Here is a 15,489-nt window from a genome sequence, read left to right as displayed (position 1 = left end):
TTATATTCATTTGTGGTTCCAAATCTGCATATACCTGTATATACTCACAGTCTGACTGTATAAACAAACAGGGGGCGGAATGAAAGCATTAACTGCAAGGCAGCAACAGGTTTACGATTTGGTTCGTGATCACATTTCGCAAACGGGTATGCCACCAACACGGGCTGAAATAGCATCTCAACTTGGGTTTCGCTCACCAAATGCGGCAGAGGAGCACTTAAAAGCTCTTGCTCGTAAAGGCGTGATAGAAATTATCTCTGGTGCATCTAGAGGTATCCGTTTGCTACTAGAAGAAGAGCCAGATGGCTTGCCATTAATTGGGCGAGTTGCTGCTGGTGAACCTCTTTTAGCGCAAGAACATATCGAAAGCCATTATCAAGTAGATCCTGCATTATTTAAGCCAAGTGCAGACTTCTTATTACGTGTTAATGGTATGTCGATGAAAGATATTGGTATTATGGATGGCGACTTACTTGCTGTGCATAAAACCCAAGATGTACATAACGGACAAGTTATTGTTGCCCGCATTGAAGATGAAGTTACGGTAAAACGCTTTAAGAAAAGCGGTAATAAAATTGAGCTTCATGCAGAAAACCCTGAGTTTTCACCCATTATTGTCGATTTACGTGAACAAAGCTTTACTGTTGAAGGTTTAGCGGTAGGTGTTATTCGTAACGGTGAATGGTTATAATTTGTACCAAAGTAAGTCAAAACAACTTATTTTATAAAAATGCAGATGATGTGTTTATTCACTAAATCATCTGCATTTTTTGTTTGTTCTAAACGCTATCAACGTGGCTTATAGTCGCCCGTTTTTCTATGTTTAAGATTTTCATCAATACTATGGTCATGATGACAACCTTCAGGATGTGTACACTCTTGTGCTTCATGGCATTGTGAACATAAGCCGTGAATTTCAATCACACTATGGCGTAAATGAAAACCACCATCCTTTGCTAAAATTGCTATCGCATCTTCGATTTTATGGCTGTTTTTTTCAGTAACAGATAAACAGCGATCACAAATCAACATCACAGAAGTGTGCTCAATATCATCAAAATGATGACACAGCACATAACTATTGGTGGATTCTATTTTATGGATAAATCCTTGCTCGAGTAAAAATTCTAGCCCGCGGTAAACCGTTGGCGGTTTTGCTTGTGGCTCAACTTGGCGTAGTAAATCTAATAAATCGTAGGCGCTGATAGCAGAAGGTTGCTGCATGATCAGACGCAATACTGCCAGACGTTGTGAAGTCAGGCGAACACCTCGTTTCTGGCAGATCTTTTCTGCCTGAGCGAGCAATTTCTCTTCATTCATGGGGATAAGATGCTCTCAGACGTTATTAATTGCCCAGATCCTACCATATTTTTCAAGAGTAAACCTTTGTGTAAAGTGGGGTTTTATGAAAATAACTTTGCTTGTTTATTTTGTTGTTACACATTGTTTATTGGTGTTTTATTTGGATAAAAAAGCAGTTTTGTATTTGGTTTGGATTATAAATGTGAATGGTGTGTGCTTACTTTACACACCTAGTATAAGGCTGCTTTATTAGGTAAAGCGCTTTATATAAGAAAAATATAATTCGCTAATTATAAAAAACCCAGCGATAAGCTGGGCTAATTCTTTACGAACCAGTTCTTAGATAAATCTATCAGAACGGAATATCATCATCGAAGTCGATAGGGGGTTCGTTGCTTTGTGCTGGGGCAGCAGGTTGTTGAGCAGGGCGAGATTGTGTGCCACCACCGCTAAATTGTTGTGATGCTTGTGGCTGTTGTGGTTGACCCCAACCGCCTTGACCACCTTGTGAAGGTGCGTTGTCTTGTCCTCGACCGCCGCTACCTAACATCTGCATGGTGCCACCGATATTAACGACAACTTCAGTGCTATATCTGTCTTGACCACCTTGGTCTTGCCATTTACGAGTTTGTAATTGGCCTTCGATATAAACTTGTGAACCTTTGCGCAGATATTCGCCTGCAATTTCAGCTAACTTGCCGAAAATTACCACACGGTGCCACTCGGTTTTTTCTTTCATTTCACCGGTTTGTTTATCGCGCCAGCTTTCTGAAGTTGCCAGTGTCAGGTTTGCTACTGCACCACCACTAGGCATATAACGGATTTCTGGATCCTGCCCTAAATTACCGATAAGAATAACTTTGTTTACGCCTCTGCTCGCCATGTGCGGTACTCCTGCGAAAGTAAATTTTTTGAAATCATAAGCGAATAAGTTTATCACGTACGCTAAAATTTGAATATGAACTTGATGAATTTCTCATTTGAGGAGGTCGTCGAGATTTTTTGTTTCAAACTGTGTGTTTACATTATCATCAAGTTTCACTTTATATACTGTATATCCATTCAGTTGGTTTTGTGTAATAATAATCCGATTATTTCTTTTTCGGCGACTCTCTTAATCCGGGATATGTTCATGGATAAAATCGAAGTACGGGGCGCTCGCACCCATAATCTAAAAAATATCAATTTGGTCATTCCTCGCGATAAACTTATTGTTATTACGGGGCTTTCTGGCTCAGGCAAATCTTCTTTAGCCTTTGATACCCTCTATGCAGAGGGACAGCGACGCTATGTTGAATCGCTTTCAGCTTATGCTCGCCAGTTTCTTTCATTAATGGAAAAGCCAGACGTTGATCATATTGAAGGTTTATCACCCGCTATTTCGATAGAGCAGAAATCGACATCACATAACCCGCGCTCTACGGTGGGTACTATTACTGAAATTCATGACTACTTGCGTCTATTATTTGCGCGAGTTGGTGAGCCTCGTTGTCCTGATCACGATATTCCATTAGCGGCACAAACCGTCAGCCAAATGGTAGATAACGTTTTAGAACAACCAGAAGGTAAGCGCTTAATGTTGCTTGCCCCAGTTGTTAAAGAGCGAAAAGGTGAACATATCAAGTTGCTCAATAACCTTGCTACACAAGGTTATATTCGTGCACGTATTGATGGCGAAGTGTGTGATCTCTCTGATCCACCAACACTAGAGCTACAGAAAAAACACACTATTGAAGTAGTCATAGATCGTTTTAAAGTGCGAGATGATCTAGCGCAGCGTTTAGCGGAATCTTTTGAAACCGCATTAGCGCTTTCTGGCGGCACTGCTGTTATTTCTGATATGGACGATAGTAACGCTGAAGATATTGTTTTCTCTGCTAATTTTGCTTGTCCAGTGTGTGGTTATAGCATGAGCGAATTAGAACCTCGCTTATTCTCATTTAATAACCCAGCGGGTGCTTGTCCTACTTGTGATGGCTTAGGTGTACAACAATTTTTTGATCCGGAATTAGTCATCCAAAATCGTGAAATTTCTCTTGCTGGTGGTGCTATTAAAGGCTGGGATCGTCGTAATTTCTACTATTTTCAGATGTTACGATCTTTAGGTGAACATTATCATTTCGATGTTGAAGCGCCGTTTGATTCACTGCCAGATAATATCCAAAAAGTGATTTTAACGGGGTCAGGCAAAGAAAATATTGAATTTAAATATACTAATGATCGTGGTGATGTGGTTGTTCGTCATCATCCATTTGAAGGTGTATTAAATAACATGGAACGCCGTTACCGCGAAACAGAATCAAGCGCGGTACGTGAAGAACTTTCTAAATATATTAGTAATTGTTCTTGTACTTCTTGTGGTGGTACACGTTTGCGCCGTGAAGCGCGTCATGTGTATGTTGAAAACACGACGCTGCCTGAAATTGCTGATTATAGTATTGGTCATGCGATGACCTTTTTCCAAAATTTAAAACTTAGCGGTCAACGCGCTAAGATTGCTGAAAAAGTGCTGAAAGAGATTGGTGACAGACTTAAGTTTTTAGTTAATGTGGGTCTAAATTACCTCACACTTTCTCGTTCTGCTGAAACTTTATCGGGCGGTGAAGCGCAACGTATTCGCTTGGCAAGCCAAATTGGTGCAGGTCTTGTGGGTGTAATGTATGTATTAGATGAACCTTCAATTGGGTTACATCAACGAGATAATGATCGCCTACTTGAGACATTGATCCATTTACGTAATTTAGGTAATACTGTGATCGTGGTTGAGCACGATGAAGACGCGATCCGTGCCGCTGATCATATCATTGATATTGGGCCAGGTGCGGGTGTTCATGGTGGTGAAATTGTTGCTCAAGGAACACTAGAAGACATCATTAATAATCTCGATTCACTCACTGGTAAATTTTTAAGTGGTGAACGCCGTATTGAAATACCCAAACAACGAGTACCTGTTGACCGTGAGAAAATGCTCACTATTTTAGGTGCTAAAGGGAATAACTTACAAAACGTTAATTTGAAATTACCTGTTGGATTATTCACGTGTATTACTGGTGTTTCAGGTTCAGGGAAATCAACGTTAATTAATGACACGTTATTCCCTATCGCACAGCGCCAATTAAATGGTGCAACTAATATCATTCCCGCACCTTATTTAGATGTTGAAGGCCTAGAGCATTTCGATAAAGTTATTGATATTAACCAAAGCCCAATAGGACGAACTCCTCGTTCAAACCCTGCAACTTATACTGGTGTATTTACGCCTATTCGTGAGTTATTTGCAGGAGTGCCTGAATCTCGTACTCGTGGTTATACACCGGGTCGTTTTAGTTTTAACGTAAAAGGCGGACGTTGTGAAGCTTGCCAAGGCGATGGTGTTATTAAAGTCGAAATGCACTTTTTGCCAGATGTATATGTACCTTGCGATCAATGTAAAGGTCAGCGTTATAACCGTGAAACATTGGAAGTGAAATATAAAGGAAAGAATATTCACGAAGCGTTAGACATGACTATCGAAGAAGCGAGAGATTTTTTTGATGCGGTGCCTGCTTTAGCACGTAAATTACAAACGCTTATTGATGTCGGGCTTTCTTATATCCGTTTGGGACAATCAGCCACAACACTTTCTGGTGGTGAAGCTCAGCGAGTCAAACTGGCGAAAGAATTGTCAAAACGTGGTACAGGGCAAACGCTATATATTCTGGATGAACCCACAACGGGACTTCATTTTGCTGATATTGAACTGTTACTTGAAGTGCTTCATCAGCTACGAGATCAAGGTAATACTATTGTTGTGATTGAGCATAATCTTGATGTTATTAAAACGGCTGACTGGATTATCGATTTAGGGCCTGAAGGTGGTAGCGGTGGTGGGCAGATTTTAGTATCAGGCACACCAGAAAAAGTCGCTGAGTTTGAAGGCTCACATACAGCAAGATTCTTGAAGCCAATTTTAGAACGTGGTTATTAATAACTAACTTAGTTATTCCTTTATAATCTAAGCGCTACAGATTGTCAGTCAATGACATTTTGTAGCGCTTTTTCTTTCAAAAAAAATCAAAGCAATATTGTAGAATTTAATTCTCCTGGAAGAATGTCCCTTTCTGCCTATAATCCTCTTCATATATTTTTATCATCTAAATGAGCTTTTTTTATGAAAAACAAATTAAATAGTTAAATATGCTGTTTTTTAACTATAGATTAACTAAATACGGTAGAAAGATGTTAAATAGAAAAGATTATCATAGGGTATCGTGATAGACAGCACAGTTTATTTAGGGATTTGTTTCAATTGTTATACTTGACTAACATTGTATAACAATAGTAAGTTTTTCAATTTTATCAAGTGGTTATGTTTTTATAAGGGTTGCGATAAGTGGAAGGTTATTATTTACTGTTCTCTTTGAACAGATAATCCTACTTTTCTCCTTACAAGAGAAAACTTTTCCAATTCATTTCTATCTATCACGATTTATAACAACTTTTTTCTCCGTAATATTCCCTATCATTTAGCCATAACTAGAAATACCTGCAAGCTGTAAGGTTATTGTGTCATCGCAATATGAAAATACCTTTTTTTACCCCCAAAATTCGTTTTGCTATTTACAATTACAATATAAAAAGTGAGTACTAATATGGAAACGGCTTCCTCAAAAACAGAGACAACAAGCTATCCCGCAACTAGTGCTGGTGCACGCCGCGCAGGTATGACTGAAGAACAATGGCGCGCAGCAATTAAATTCGACAGCAATGATGTGGGCTGGGTTATTATGAGTATCGGTATGGCTATCGGTGCAGGTATTGTGTTTTTACCTGTTCAGGTTGGCTTAATGGGATTGTGGGTTTTCTTACTTTCATCCGTTATCGGTTATCCAGCAATGTATTTATTCCAACGTTTATTTATCAATACGTTGGCAGAATCTCCAGAATGTAAAGACTATCCTAGTGTTATTACCGGTTACCTTGGTAAAAACTGGGGAATTTTATTAGGTGCGCTTTACTTCGTTATGTTAGTGATTTGGATGTTTGTTTATTCAACTGCTATTACTAACGACAGTGCCTCTTACCTACAAACCTTTGGTGTGACAGAAGGCTTATTATCAGAAAACCCATTCTATGGTCTGATTTTAATCTGTGCATTAGTGGCTATCTCTTCTCGTGGTGAACAATTATTGTTTAAAGTATCCAGCTTCATGGTACTTACTAAGCTGCTTGTGGTTGCTGCATTAGGGATCTCAATGATTGGTATGTGGCATCTTTACAACGTTGGTGCGTTACCACCAGCAGGACGTTTAATTAAAGAAGCGATTATTACACTACCATTTACACTCACTTCAATCCTATTTATTCAGACATTGAGTCCAATGGTGATTTCTTACCGTGGCCGCAATAAAAATCGTGAAGTTGCTCGTCATAAAGCATTGCGTGCAATGAATATCGCCTTTGGTGTGCTGTTCTGTACTGTATTCTTCTATGCAATCTCATTCACTTTAGCAATGGGCCATGATGAAGCGGTTAAAGCTTACGAACAAAATATTTCTGCTTTAGCAATTGCTGCAAAATTCTTCCCTGGTGGTTGGGTAACGGTTGTTAGCGTAATGCTAAACATCTTCGCAGTAATGACTGCATTCTTTGGTGTTTACTTAGGTTTCCGTGAAGCAACGCAAGGGATTGTGATGAACATCCTTCAGCGTTATATTCCCGCTGAAAACATTAACCAAAAATGGGTACAAAACGGCATCATGATTTTCGCTGTGCTATTAGCATGGGGGGCAATCATCCTTAACGCACCTGTACTGAGCTTTACTTCAATTTGTAGCCCAATCTTCGGTATGGTGGGTTGTCTTATCCCTGCTTATTTGGTTTATAAAGTACCGATGTTGCATAAATACAAAGGTGCTTCACTTTACCTGATTATCTTTACTGGTTTACTGCTCTGCATCTCTCCGTTCTTGGCATTCTCATAGTCGCCAGCTTCGGTTTTATCAGGAGTTTTTTTAGAAACTACAATTAATCCAAGGTGTTAGGTTATGAGCCAGAATAGAAATTCTCATTTATGGTCACAGTTTGTTCGTCAATTACGTGAAGGTGTGAAACCCGCAGTAGGTTGTACTGAGCCGATTTCGTTAGCACTTGCAGCCGCGAAAGCCACTGCATTGTTAGGTGAGTCAGTTATACGTATTGAAGCATGGGTTTCACCAAATCTAATGAAAAACGGAATGGGCGTAACAGTGCCTGGAACGGGAATGGCCGGTTTGCCTATTGCTGCTGCACTTGGTGCCACAGGTGGAGATCCCGAAGCAGGATTAGAAGTTCTGCTAAAAGCCTCTCCCGATGCAGTAGCGCAAGCTAAAACACTGGTTGCTCAAGGTAAGGTTACAGTGGGTGTGAAATCACCTTGTGAAGACGTACTTTACTCTGAAGCTAAAGTATATGGCTTGTCTGGTTATGCAACAGTCAGTATTGCTAGAGAGCATACACATGTTGTTCGTTGTGAATGCAATGGCAGCGTTGTTTTTGCAGAAGATAAAACATCGCTAACAAATGATAGTCAATGTGCTAGTGATAAACCTTTTACTGATGTTTGTGCAGAAGATATTTATCAATTTGCACTGAATGTTCCGGTAAGTGATATCGAGTTTATGCTTGATGCTGCTCACTTAAACGGTGCGTTATCAGAAGAAGGGCTTCGTAATGCCTATGGATTAGCTATTGGCCGTACTTTAATTTGTCAGCAGGAAAAAGGTTTATTAGGTAAGGATTTACTTAATGAAATCATGATACGTGCATCTGCTGCATCTGATGCGCGAATGGGGGGCGCTGTATTGCCTGCAATGAGTAACTCAGGATCAGGTAATCAGGGTATTGCAGCGACATTGCCTGTAATGGTTGTTGCCGAATTTATTAAGGCCGATGATGAAACTCTATTACGTGCGTTAGTTTTATCACACTTAATGGCGATTTATGTTCATAGTCATTTCCCGCCACTTTCTGCTCTTTGTGCTGCGACTACCGCTTCAATGGGAGCCGCCGCAGGAATGGCATGGTTACTCACAAAAGACTTTAATACCGTCAGTATGTCTATCAACAGTATGATTGGCGACATTAGCGGCATCATTTGTGATGGTGCTTCTAATAGTTGTGCCATGAAGGTATCGAGCAGTGCTGCGTCAGCTTATAAGGCTGTCTTAATGGCGATGCAAAATCAAGGTGTTGCAGGAACTGACGGAATTGTGAGTGACGATGTCGATAGCTCAATCGCAAATCTTTGTGCATTAGCAACTCATGCTATGCAGCATACAGATATTCAAATTATTGAGATCATGGAAGAAAAGGCACGTCGAAATGCTGGGGAAAATAAGCAAGCTGTCAGCCTATAATAGATTAAAAGCCTAAAATGGCAGTAGAGATTGTGATGTAGTAAAAAACAGTGAAAGAAGAGGCCTACTTATTTTTATTAGTAGGTCTCTTTTCATTTAGATACTCACGGCAGCAAAGGCTTGAGCAATGCGTTGCACGTTATTAGTATTCACACCAGCCATACAAACACGACCAGTACCAACCAAATAAATACCAAATTCATCACGTAGTCTATCAACTTGTGATTGTGAAAATCCGGTATAGCTAAACATGCCACGTTGGCGCAATAAGTGATCAAAGCTTTTTTCAGGTAGTGCAACTTTAAGTGCTTCAACAAGTGTTGTGCGCATTTCTTTAATGCGATCACGCATATGAGCAACTTCTTTTTGCCATTGCGCAGTTAATACTTGGTCTGAAAGTACCTGATTAACAATTTGAGCACCGTAATTAGCTGGGCTTGAGTAAATACGACGCACCCCAGCTTTAAGCTGACCTAAAACGTGTTCGCACTCTGTCGCATTACCACAAACAATCGATAATCCGCCGGTACGTTCACCGTAAATACCAAAAATTTTTGAAAATGAGTTACTGATTAACACAGGCAACCCTGCTGCAGCCATAGTACGAATAGCATAAGCATCTTCATCTAAATTTTCAGCAAATCCTTGATAAGCAATATCTAAAAATGGAATTGCTTGGCGGGATTTTAATACTTCGGTGATTTGATCCCACTGTTGTGTGGTTAAATCTGAACCTGTTGGGTTATGGCAACAAGGGTGCATGAGTACAATGCTTTTTTCTGGTAGATTTTTAAAGCAATCTAGTAGCGCTTCAAATTTAACGCCTTTGGTTTCTGGGTCGAAATACGGGTAGTAATTCACTTTAAAGCCAGAGCCAGCAAAAATAGAGGCGTGGTTATCCCATGTAGGATCACTAATCCAAACTTGTGATTCAGGGAAGTAGCGATGTAGAAAATCAGCACCTACTTTTAATGCACCTGATCCACCTAGCGATTGTATTGTCGCTATTTTTTTCTCGGCTATCAGTGGATTATCAGCACCAAAGAGTAATGCCTGTATTTCACTGCGATAAGGTGCGAGGCCTTCCATCGGTAAATAAAGTGTTGCGGTGGGTGTCATGGCGTTGAGTTGCTGACGCGCAACAGAAACAGTTCCTAAAATAGGGGTTTTGCCTTCTTCATCATAATAAAGACCAATGCTTAAATTAATTTTATCCTGACGCGGGTCTTTATTATAAACATCCATCAATGAGAGAATGGGATCTCCCGGAAACGCTTCAACCTGTTGAAACACGGCTTATTCTCCAATCACTTTTTGTGTGTCAGATTTATACAATATCTTGTGTATTATCGTTCGTCTAGGTATTCCATAATGACGCGAGAGGTTAATTTGGTGATCAACTCATAGGCACTAATACCACTATATCTGGCAATTTCTTCAACAGGCAGCACATCACCCCATAAGATAGCTTCATCACCTACATGATCAATAAGTTCAGAGCCCAGATCAACACTGATCATATCCATAGAAACACGACCAACAATAGGTACTTTTCTGCCATTAATCCAAATAGGCGTACCTGAAGGTGCACTACGTGGATAACCATCACCATAACCTATGGCAATAACACCAAGATAAGTATCTTTATCACTTACCCATGTACCACCATAACCGACGGGTTCACCAGCTTTATGTTTACGTACAGCAATTAAACTAGTTTTGAGTGTCATTGCGGGGATTAAACCAAAGTTAGTTCCTGTTTTTTCATCACCCGTAGGTGAAATGCCATAAGTGATAATGCCAGGGCGAACCCATTGATAGTGGACTTGTGGCCAAAATAAAATACCAGCAGAAGCAGAGATAGACTTCTCTCCTGTTTTATTTTGGATAAAGTTTTGAAATAGATTGATTTGATTCAGTGTTACTTCAGGAATTTCAGGCTCATCCGCGCGGCTAAAATGGCTTACAATATTGACAGGTTGCTGCACATTTTTACAAGCACAAAGGCGCTGATAGAAAGCATCAGCATCTTCTGGCCGAACACCTAAACGATGCATACCTGTATCTAGCTTCATCCACACTTTTACAGGTTCTTCTAAATCAGCTTGTTCTAAAGCATCAAGTTGCTCAATGCTGTGGACAACTGTTTCAATATGATTAACAACTAAGATAGGCAAATCTGCGGCATCAAAAAAGCCTTCTAGCAGCAGTATAGGTTGAACAATACCGCCACTACGCAGTATGAGTGCTTCTCCTATACGCGCAACACCAAAACAATCAGCGTTATCCATTAAGGTGAACGCTGTTTCTAGTAACCCATGGCCATAAGCGTTTGCTTTCACGACAGCTATCAGGCGGCTATGTGGTGCATAGTCTCTCACATGCTGAAAATTGTGACGCAGAGCGCGGCGGTCTATCACTGCAGTTGCCGCTTTCATATTATTCCAAAATTCCTTCTAATTGAGGTCATGCTAGGTCGTTATTCTTCGTCGTAAGAAGGACCTGCGTAATTATCAAATCTAGACCACTGACCATTAAATGTCAGTCGTACTGTACCAATAGGGCCATTACGCTGTTTACCAATAATTATCTCGGCAATACCTTTTAAATCACTATTTTCGTGATAAACCTCATCACGATAAATAAACATAATAAGGTCGGCATCCTGCTCGATAGAGCCTGATTCACGTAAGTCAGAGTTTACTGGTTTTTTATCAGCACGTTGTTCCAAACTACGGTTTAACTGTGAAAGTGCAACGACAGGAACTTGCAGTTCTTTAGCTAGTGCTTTCAAAGAACGCGAAATTTCAGCAATTTCTAAAGTACGGTTATCAGAGAGTGAAGGTACTCTCATTAACTGTAGGTAGTCAATCATAATAAGGCTTAAACCACCATGCTCACGATAAATACGGCGAGCCCGAGATCGCACTTCAGTCGGCGTTAATCCAGAAGAGTCATCAATATACATATTGCGTTTTTCAAGCAAAATACCCATAGTGCTTGAAATTCGAGCCCAATCTTCATCATCAAGCTGACCGGTACGAATTCTTGTTTGGTCAACCCGTGAAAGGGATGCCAACATACGCATCATGATTTGGTTGCCTGGCATCTCTAAGCTAAAGATCAATACGGGTTTATCTTCTGTCATTGCTGCGTTTTCGCATAAGTTCATCGCGAAAGTGGTTTTACCCATAGAAGGACGAGCTGCAACAATAATTAAGTCAGATTTTTGTAATCCTGCTGTTTTTTTATCTAAGTCTTGATAACCACTTGAAACACCGGTAACACCATCATGAGGCTTTTGATACAGTTGTTCTATTTTTTCGACAGTCTCTTCTAAAATAGCATCAATAGCTTTTGGGCCTTCGTCTTTATTGGCGCGAGTTTCTGCAATTTGGAACACTCTTGATTCAGCGAAATCAAGAAGATCTTCACTGGTGCGACCCTGTGGGTCAAAGCCAGCATCTGCAATTTCATTGGCAACTTTTATCATATCGCGAACAACGGCACGCTCTCGGACGATATCAGCATAAGCATTGATATTCGCCGCACTTGGCGTATTTTTGGAAAGCTCTGCTAAATAAGCAAAACCGCCAACATTTTCTAATTCGTTATTTTGTTCTAATGCTTCTGATAAAGTAATTAGGTCAATAGGTTTACCTAATTCGAGCAACCGTTGCATCTGCATGAAAATAGTACGGTGAGGTCGGCTATAAAAGTCTTCTGCGGTAACACGCTCAGAGACATTATCCCAACGTTCGTTATCTATCATCAGACCGCCTAACACGGACTGTTCGGCTTCTAGCGAATGGGGAGGAAGTTTCAGCCCCTCCATTTGTCGGTCTTTGATATCAGACATCAGCTTGTCAGTGGTCTTATTTCTGGCCATAAATCCTGCGCAAAGTCGAAAAAAAGTCAATCAGCGCTTCAGTATACGCTAACCCAATTATCTGTGCCTTGTAGAAATAACTTTCATTTGTCATTATCTCTTCAGGTCTTTAGAACGCTCGCTTATTTTACCCTAGAAAAATGATGGAGATCACAATGGCTAAACGCATCCAATTTGCAGCTCATGGTAGTGCAGATGTTCTTGAGCTAGCAACATTTACCCCAGCACCTCTTGGCGATAATGAAGTACAAGTCGCCAATAAAGCAATTGGCATTAATTACATTGATACTTATGTGCGTAGCGGGTTATATCCAGTGAATCAATTCCCAAGTGGATTAGGAACTGAGGCAGCAGGCATTGTTATAAAAACGGGCGCTAACGTCACTTCACTAAAAGAAGGGGATAGAGTTGTATATGCGCAATCTCCACTAGGGGCATATAGCGATACGCATAATGTACCAGAAAATAAAGTTGCTCGCCTGCCTGATAATATCTCTTTTGAGCAAGCCGCAGCCTCTTTCTTAAAAGGGCTCACGGTCTATTATCTCTTCAATCAAACGCATAAATTGCAGGCAGGAGAAACCTTCTTATTTCATGCGGCAGCGGGTGGTGTTGGATTAATCGCTAGCCAATGGGCAAAAGCGATAGGTGCCAAAATGATAGGTACCGCGGGTAGTGATAAAAAGGTAGCAACAGCAAAAGCAGCGGGTGCATGGGAGGTGATTAATTACCAAACTGAATCTATTGTAGAACGTGTATTAGCGCTGACCAATAATCAGAAAGTGCCTGTAGTTTATGACTCTGTTGGTAAAGCCACGTGGTTAGATTCATTAAATTGCTTACAGCGCCGTGGTTTAATGGTGAGCTTTGGTAATGCATCCGGTGCAGTAACGGGGGTTGATTTGGGTATTTTAAATAAACATGGTTCGTTATACGTAACTCGCCCATCGATTTCAGGTTATATCACGACTCGTGAAGAGTTAGATCAGGCTAGTGCTGCACTATTTGATTTGATTGGTAGTGGTAAAATTGATGTGAGTGTGCCAGAAAATCAAAAATTTGCTTTAGCAGATGCTAAAGAAGCGCATTATTACCTTGAGAGTCGTCAATCTCAAGGTTCAAGTTTACTTATTCCTTAATTATTATTTCAAGATTAAAATTTGCCTAAATAGATTAGGTAAATTTTAATCTTTAATTAATCCAGATAATTTATTTTTCTTATTTTATTATCAAGAAATAACCATTATTTTTATTTTAGATTTATTTTTCTCTCTTTTAATTTATATTTCTATCGGGTTTCATTAATTAAGTATGGAGTATTTATGCAAAAGGATGAATTAAAAGACTTTATTGATTTTATATATGAAGATAATCGTGTAAGTAATGTTGAGTTACAATTTATTCGTGATGTTGCTGATGAAAAAATTGAAGCGTTATTTATGCGTTTTGGTGAGAATAATAATTTATCTGCATTTCAAAAATCTATGGACGTATCAGTTCAATTAATGCAAAACGCATTCTTTGATATTAAGAAAAAAGAAGGTAGTGAAGAAGGAAAATGTGAAGTTAAAGAAGCATTTGAATTCCAAATCGCTTATTTAGTTGCAAACTATAATCGTTTTTTTTCTTTACTTTAATTGATATGAAAATAAATAAAACCAGCCTTGATAGGCTGGTTTTATTTTGTGGCTTATTTTTCAGTCACAAATTTTAGTGCATTCTCTAAAACAGACAAATCAGCACCTTGTTTATGTGCATTTTCGCTTAAATGACGACGCCATTGTCTTGCGCCTGGAATTCCTTGAAAAATTCCTAACATATGGCGAGTAACATGACCAAGATAAGTACCTTGTAAGAGTTCTTTTTCAATATAAGGATACATAGCTCTTACAGCACTAACAGAGTCAGCAATAGCTAATTGGTTATCAAATAATTCATGATCCACATGCGCTAATATTGATGGATTTTGATAGGCTTCACGACCTACCATTACGCCATCCATATGTTTTAAATGTTCTTTTGCTTCTTCTAATGACTTAATACCACCATTGATTGCCATTGTTAGATGTGGAAAATCGCGTTTTAATTGATAGACACGTGGGTAATCCAGTGGCGGTACTTCTCGATTTTCTTTCGGGCTTAAGCCAGATAACCATGCTTTACGAGCGTGAATAATAAAAGTATCACAATTATTATTTGCACTTACTTTTTCAATAAAATCACACAAAAATGCGTAACTATCTAATTCATCAATACCAATACGTGTTTTAACCGTAACGGGGATATCTACTACGTCACGCATTGCTTTTACGCAATCGGCAACGAGTTGTGCTTCTCCCATTAAGCAAGCACCAAAACGTCCATTTTGTACGCGATCAGAAGGGCAGCCCACATTTAAGTTAATTTCATCATAACCACGCTCTTGTGCCAATTTTGCACATTGAGCTAAAGCTTGTGGATCACTTCCCCCTAATTGCAAAGAAACGGGATGCTCTTCTTCACTGTATTTTAGGTAATCGCCTTTACCATGAATAATGGCTCCTGTTGTTACCATCTCGGTATAAAGCAGCGTATTTTTACTTAATTGACGAAAGAAATAACGACAATGGCGATCAGTCCAATCAAGCATCGGTGCAACAGAAAAACGGTTTAAATTATACGTTTTTAAATTGCTATTAACATCATGATTTTTTGTTGTTTTATTTAATAAATTCGTTTCGGACATGCTGTGATTCTTTCGTCTATTTAGGCGCTAGTGTAACCCTATTTTAAGATAAGGGCATAAAATAAGCGCGCATTATAGCATAGAGAATAGCGTGTGTATGAGTTCTCTTATATTAGAGAGCACAAGCAAGTTGTAAAACAATCTCTTCTCTTAGTTATTGAACTGTACAATATAAAGATAAATTTATCTCAATATGC

12 protein-coding genes are annotated in these 15,489 nt (G+C 39.5%); 6 read left to right on the top strand and 6 right to left on the bottom strand.

The annotated features are described in order from the left end of the window. Window positions 1-79: 79 nt before the first annotated feature. On the top strand, window positions 80-691 hold the full coding sequence (gene lexA / locus PH4a_RS05275; protein ID WP_064721284.1) for a transcriptional repressor LexA: 612 nt from the start codon (window positions 80-82) through the stop codon (window positions 689-691). A gap of 98 nt (window positions 692-789) precedes the next feature. Here lexA and zur read toward each other — a convergent pair whose 3' ends face one another. Both zur and PH4a_RS05265 read right to left on the bottom strand, forming a co-directional pair. Continuing rightward, window positions 790-1,320 (bottom strand): zinc uptake transcriptional repressor Zur, encoded by a 531-nt coding sequence (gene zur / locus PH4a_RS05270; RefSeq protein WP_129038301.1) that lies wholly within the window; start codon window positions 1,318-1,320, stop codon window positions 790-792. 334 nt (window positions 1,321-1,654) lie between these two features. Beyond that, the gene (locus PH4a_RS05265; RefSeq protein ID WP_129038299.1) at window positions 1,655-2,185 is read right to left on the bottom strand and encodes a single-stranded DNA-binding protein; all 531 of its coding nucleotides are present in this window, start codon (window positions 2,183-2,185) and stop codon (window positions 1,655-1,657) included. A 249-nt stretch (window positions 2,186-2,434) separates the two neighbouring features. On the opposite strand from PH4a_RS05265, the gene uvrA reads away from it, so the two are divergent. From uvrA to PH4a_RS05250, 3 genes are all read left to right on the top strand, one after another. Then, the gene (gene uvrA / locus PH4a_RS05260; RefSeq protein WP_129038297.1) at window positions 2,435-5,269 is read left to right on the top strand and encodes an excinuclease ABC subunit UvrA; all 2,835 of its coding nucleotides are present in this window, start codon (window positions 2,435-2,437) and stop codon (window positions 5,267-5,269) included. Between the two features lie 664 nt (window positions 5,270-5,933). Then, window positions 5,934-7,265, top strand: coding sequence for an SLC5/6 family protein (locus PH4a_RS05255; RefSeq protein ID WP_064721280.1), 1,332 nt, complete (start codon window positions 5,934-5,936; stop codon window positions 7,263-7,265). Between the two features lie 63 nt (window positions 7,266-7,328). Beyond that, window positions 7,329-8,678, top strand: coding sequence for an L-cysteine desulfidase family protein (locus PH4a_RS05250; protein WP_129038295.1), 1,350 nt, complete (start codon window positions 7,329-7,331; stop codon window positions 8,676-8,678). A gap of 96 nt (window positions 8,679-8,774) precedes the next feature. On the opposite strand, the gene PH4a_RS05245 is transcribed toward PH4a_RS05250, so the two are convergent. Genes PH4a_RS05245 through dnaB form a run of 3 tightly spaced genes read right to left on the bottom strand, consistent with a single transcriptional unit; the run spans window position 8,775 to window position 12,567 of the window. Further along, window positions 8,775-9,971 (bottom strand): amino acid aminotransferase, encoded by a 1,197-nt coding sequence (locus tag PH4a_RS05245; RefSeq protein ID WP_129038293.1) that lies wholly within the window; start codon window positions 9,969-9,971, stop codon window positions 8,775-8,777. A gap of 53 nt (window positions 9,972-10,024) precedes the next feature. Continuing rightward, window positions 10,025-11,116: an alanine racemase gene (gene alr / locus PH4a_RS05240; protein WP_129038291.1), complete on the bottom strand. Its 1,092-nt coding sequence runs from the start codon at window positions 11,114-11,116 to the stop codon at window positions 10,025-10,027. Between the two features lie 41 nt (window positions 11,117-11,157). Then, window positions 11,158-12,567 carry a replicative DNA helicase gene (dnaB, locus tag PH4a_RS05235; RefSeq protein ID WP_064721276.1) on the bottom strand — a complete coding sequence of 470 codons (1,410 nt, stop codon included), beginning with the start codon at window positions 12,565-12,567 and terminating at the stop codon, window positions 11,158-11,160. A 155-nt stretch (window positions 12,568-12,722) separates the two neighbouring features. On the opposite strand from dnaB, the gene PH4a_RS05230 reads away from it, so the two are divergent. Together PH4a_RS05230 and PH4a_RS05225 are read left to right on the top strand one after the other, a co-directional pair. Continuing rightward, window positions 12,723-13,706, top strand: a complete 984-nt coding sequence (locus tag PH4a_RS05230; protein WP_064721275.1) for a quinone oxidoreductase — start codon at window positions 12,723-12,725, stop codon at window positions 13,704-13,706. 183 nt (window positions 13,707-13,889) lie between these two features. Next, the gene (locus PH4a_RS05225; protein WP_064721274.1) at window positions 13,890-14,204 is read left to right on the top strand and encodes a hypothetical protein; all 315 of its coding nucleotides are present in this window, start codon (window positions 13,890-13,892) and stop codon (window positions 14,202-14,204) included. Between the two features lie 53 nt (window positions 14,205-14,257). Here the strand turns inward: PH4a_RS05225 and dusA are convergent, their stop codons facing one another. Beyond that, window positions 14,258-15,292, bottom strand: a complete 1,035-nt coding sequence (gene dusA / locus PH4a_RS05220) for a tRNA dihydrouridine(20/20a) synthase DusA (RefSeq protein ID WP_129038289.1) — start codon at window positions 15,290-15,292, stop codon at window positions 14,258-14,260. Between the last annotated feature and the right edge of the window lie 197 nt (window positions 15,293-15,489).

This window comes from Proteus hauseri (assembly GCF_004116975.1).
Taxonomy (GTDB): Bacteria; Pseudomonadota; Gammaproteobacteria; order Enterobacterales; family Enterobacteriaceae; genus Proteus; species Proteus hauseri.
Note: the sequence above shows the minus strand (reverse complement) of the source record. Positions and strands in the feature narration are given on the sequence as shown.

What these genes read in the sequence shown, in the direction of transcription:
- lexA (WP_064721284.1), top strand. Translation starts at nt 80, where the DNA reads ATGAAAGCATTAACTGCAAGGCAGCAACAGGTTTACGATTTGGTTCGT.
- zur (WP_129038301.1), bottom strand. Translation starts at nt 1,320, where the DNA reads ATGAATGAAGAGAAATTGCTCGCTCAGGCAGAAAAGATCTGCCAGAAA.
- PH4a_RS05265 (WP_129038299.1), bottom strand. Translation starts at nt 2,185, where the DNA reads ATGGCGAGCAGAGGCGTAAACAAAGTTATTCTTATCGGTAATTTAGGG.
- uvrA (WP_129038297.1), top strand. Translation starts at nt 2,435, where the DNA reads ATGGATAAAATCGAAGTACGGGGCGCTCGCACCCATAATCTAAAAAAT.
- PH4a_RS05255 (WP_064721280.1), top strand. Translation starts at nt 5,934, where the DNA reads ATGGAAACGGCTTCCTCAAAAACAGAGACAACAAGCTATCCCGCAACT.
- PH4a_RS05250 (WP_129038295.1), top strand. Translation starts at nt 7,329, where the DNA reads ATGAGCCAGAATAGAAATTCTCATTTATGGTCACAGTTTGTTCGTCAA.
- alr (WP_129038291.1), bottom strand. Translation starts at nt 11,116, where the DNA reads ATGAAAGCGGCAACTGCAGTGATAGACCGCCGCGCTCTGCGTCACAAT.
- dnaB (WP_064721276.1), bottom strand. Translation starts at nt 12,567, where the DNA reads ATGGCCAGAAATAAGACCACTGACAAGCTGATGTCTGATATCAAAGAC.
- PH4a_RS05230 (WP_064721275.1), top strand. Translation starts at nt 12,723, where the DNA reads ATGGCTAAACGCATCCAATTTGCAGCTCATGGTAGTGCAGATGTTCTT.
- PH4a_RS05225 (WP_064721274.1), top strand. Translation starts at nt 13,890, where the DNA reads ATGCAAAAGGATGAATTAAAAGACTTTATTGATTTTATATATGAAGAT.
- dusA (WP_129038289.1), bottom strand. Translation starts at nt 15,292, where the DNA reads ATGTCCGAAACGAATTTATTAAATAAAACAACAAAAAATCATGATGTT.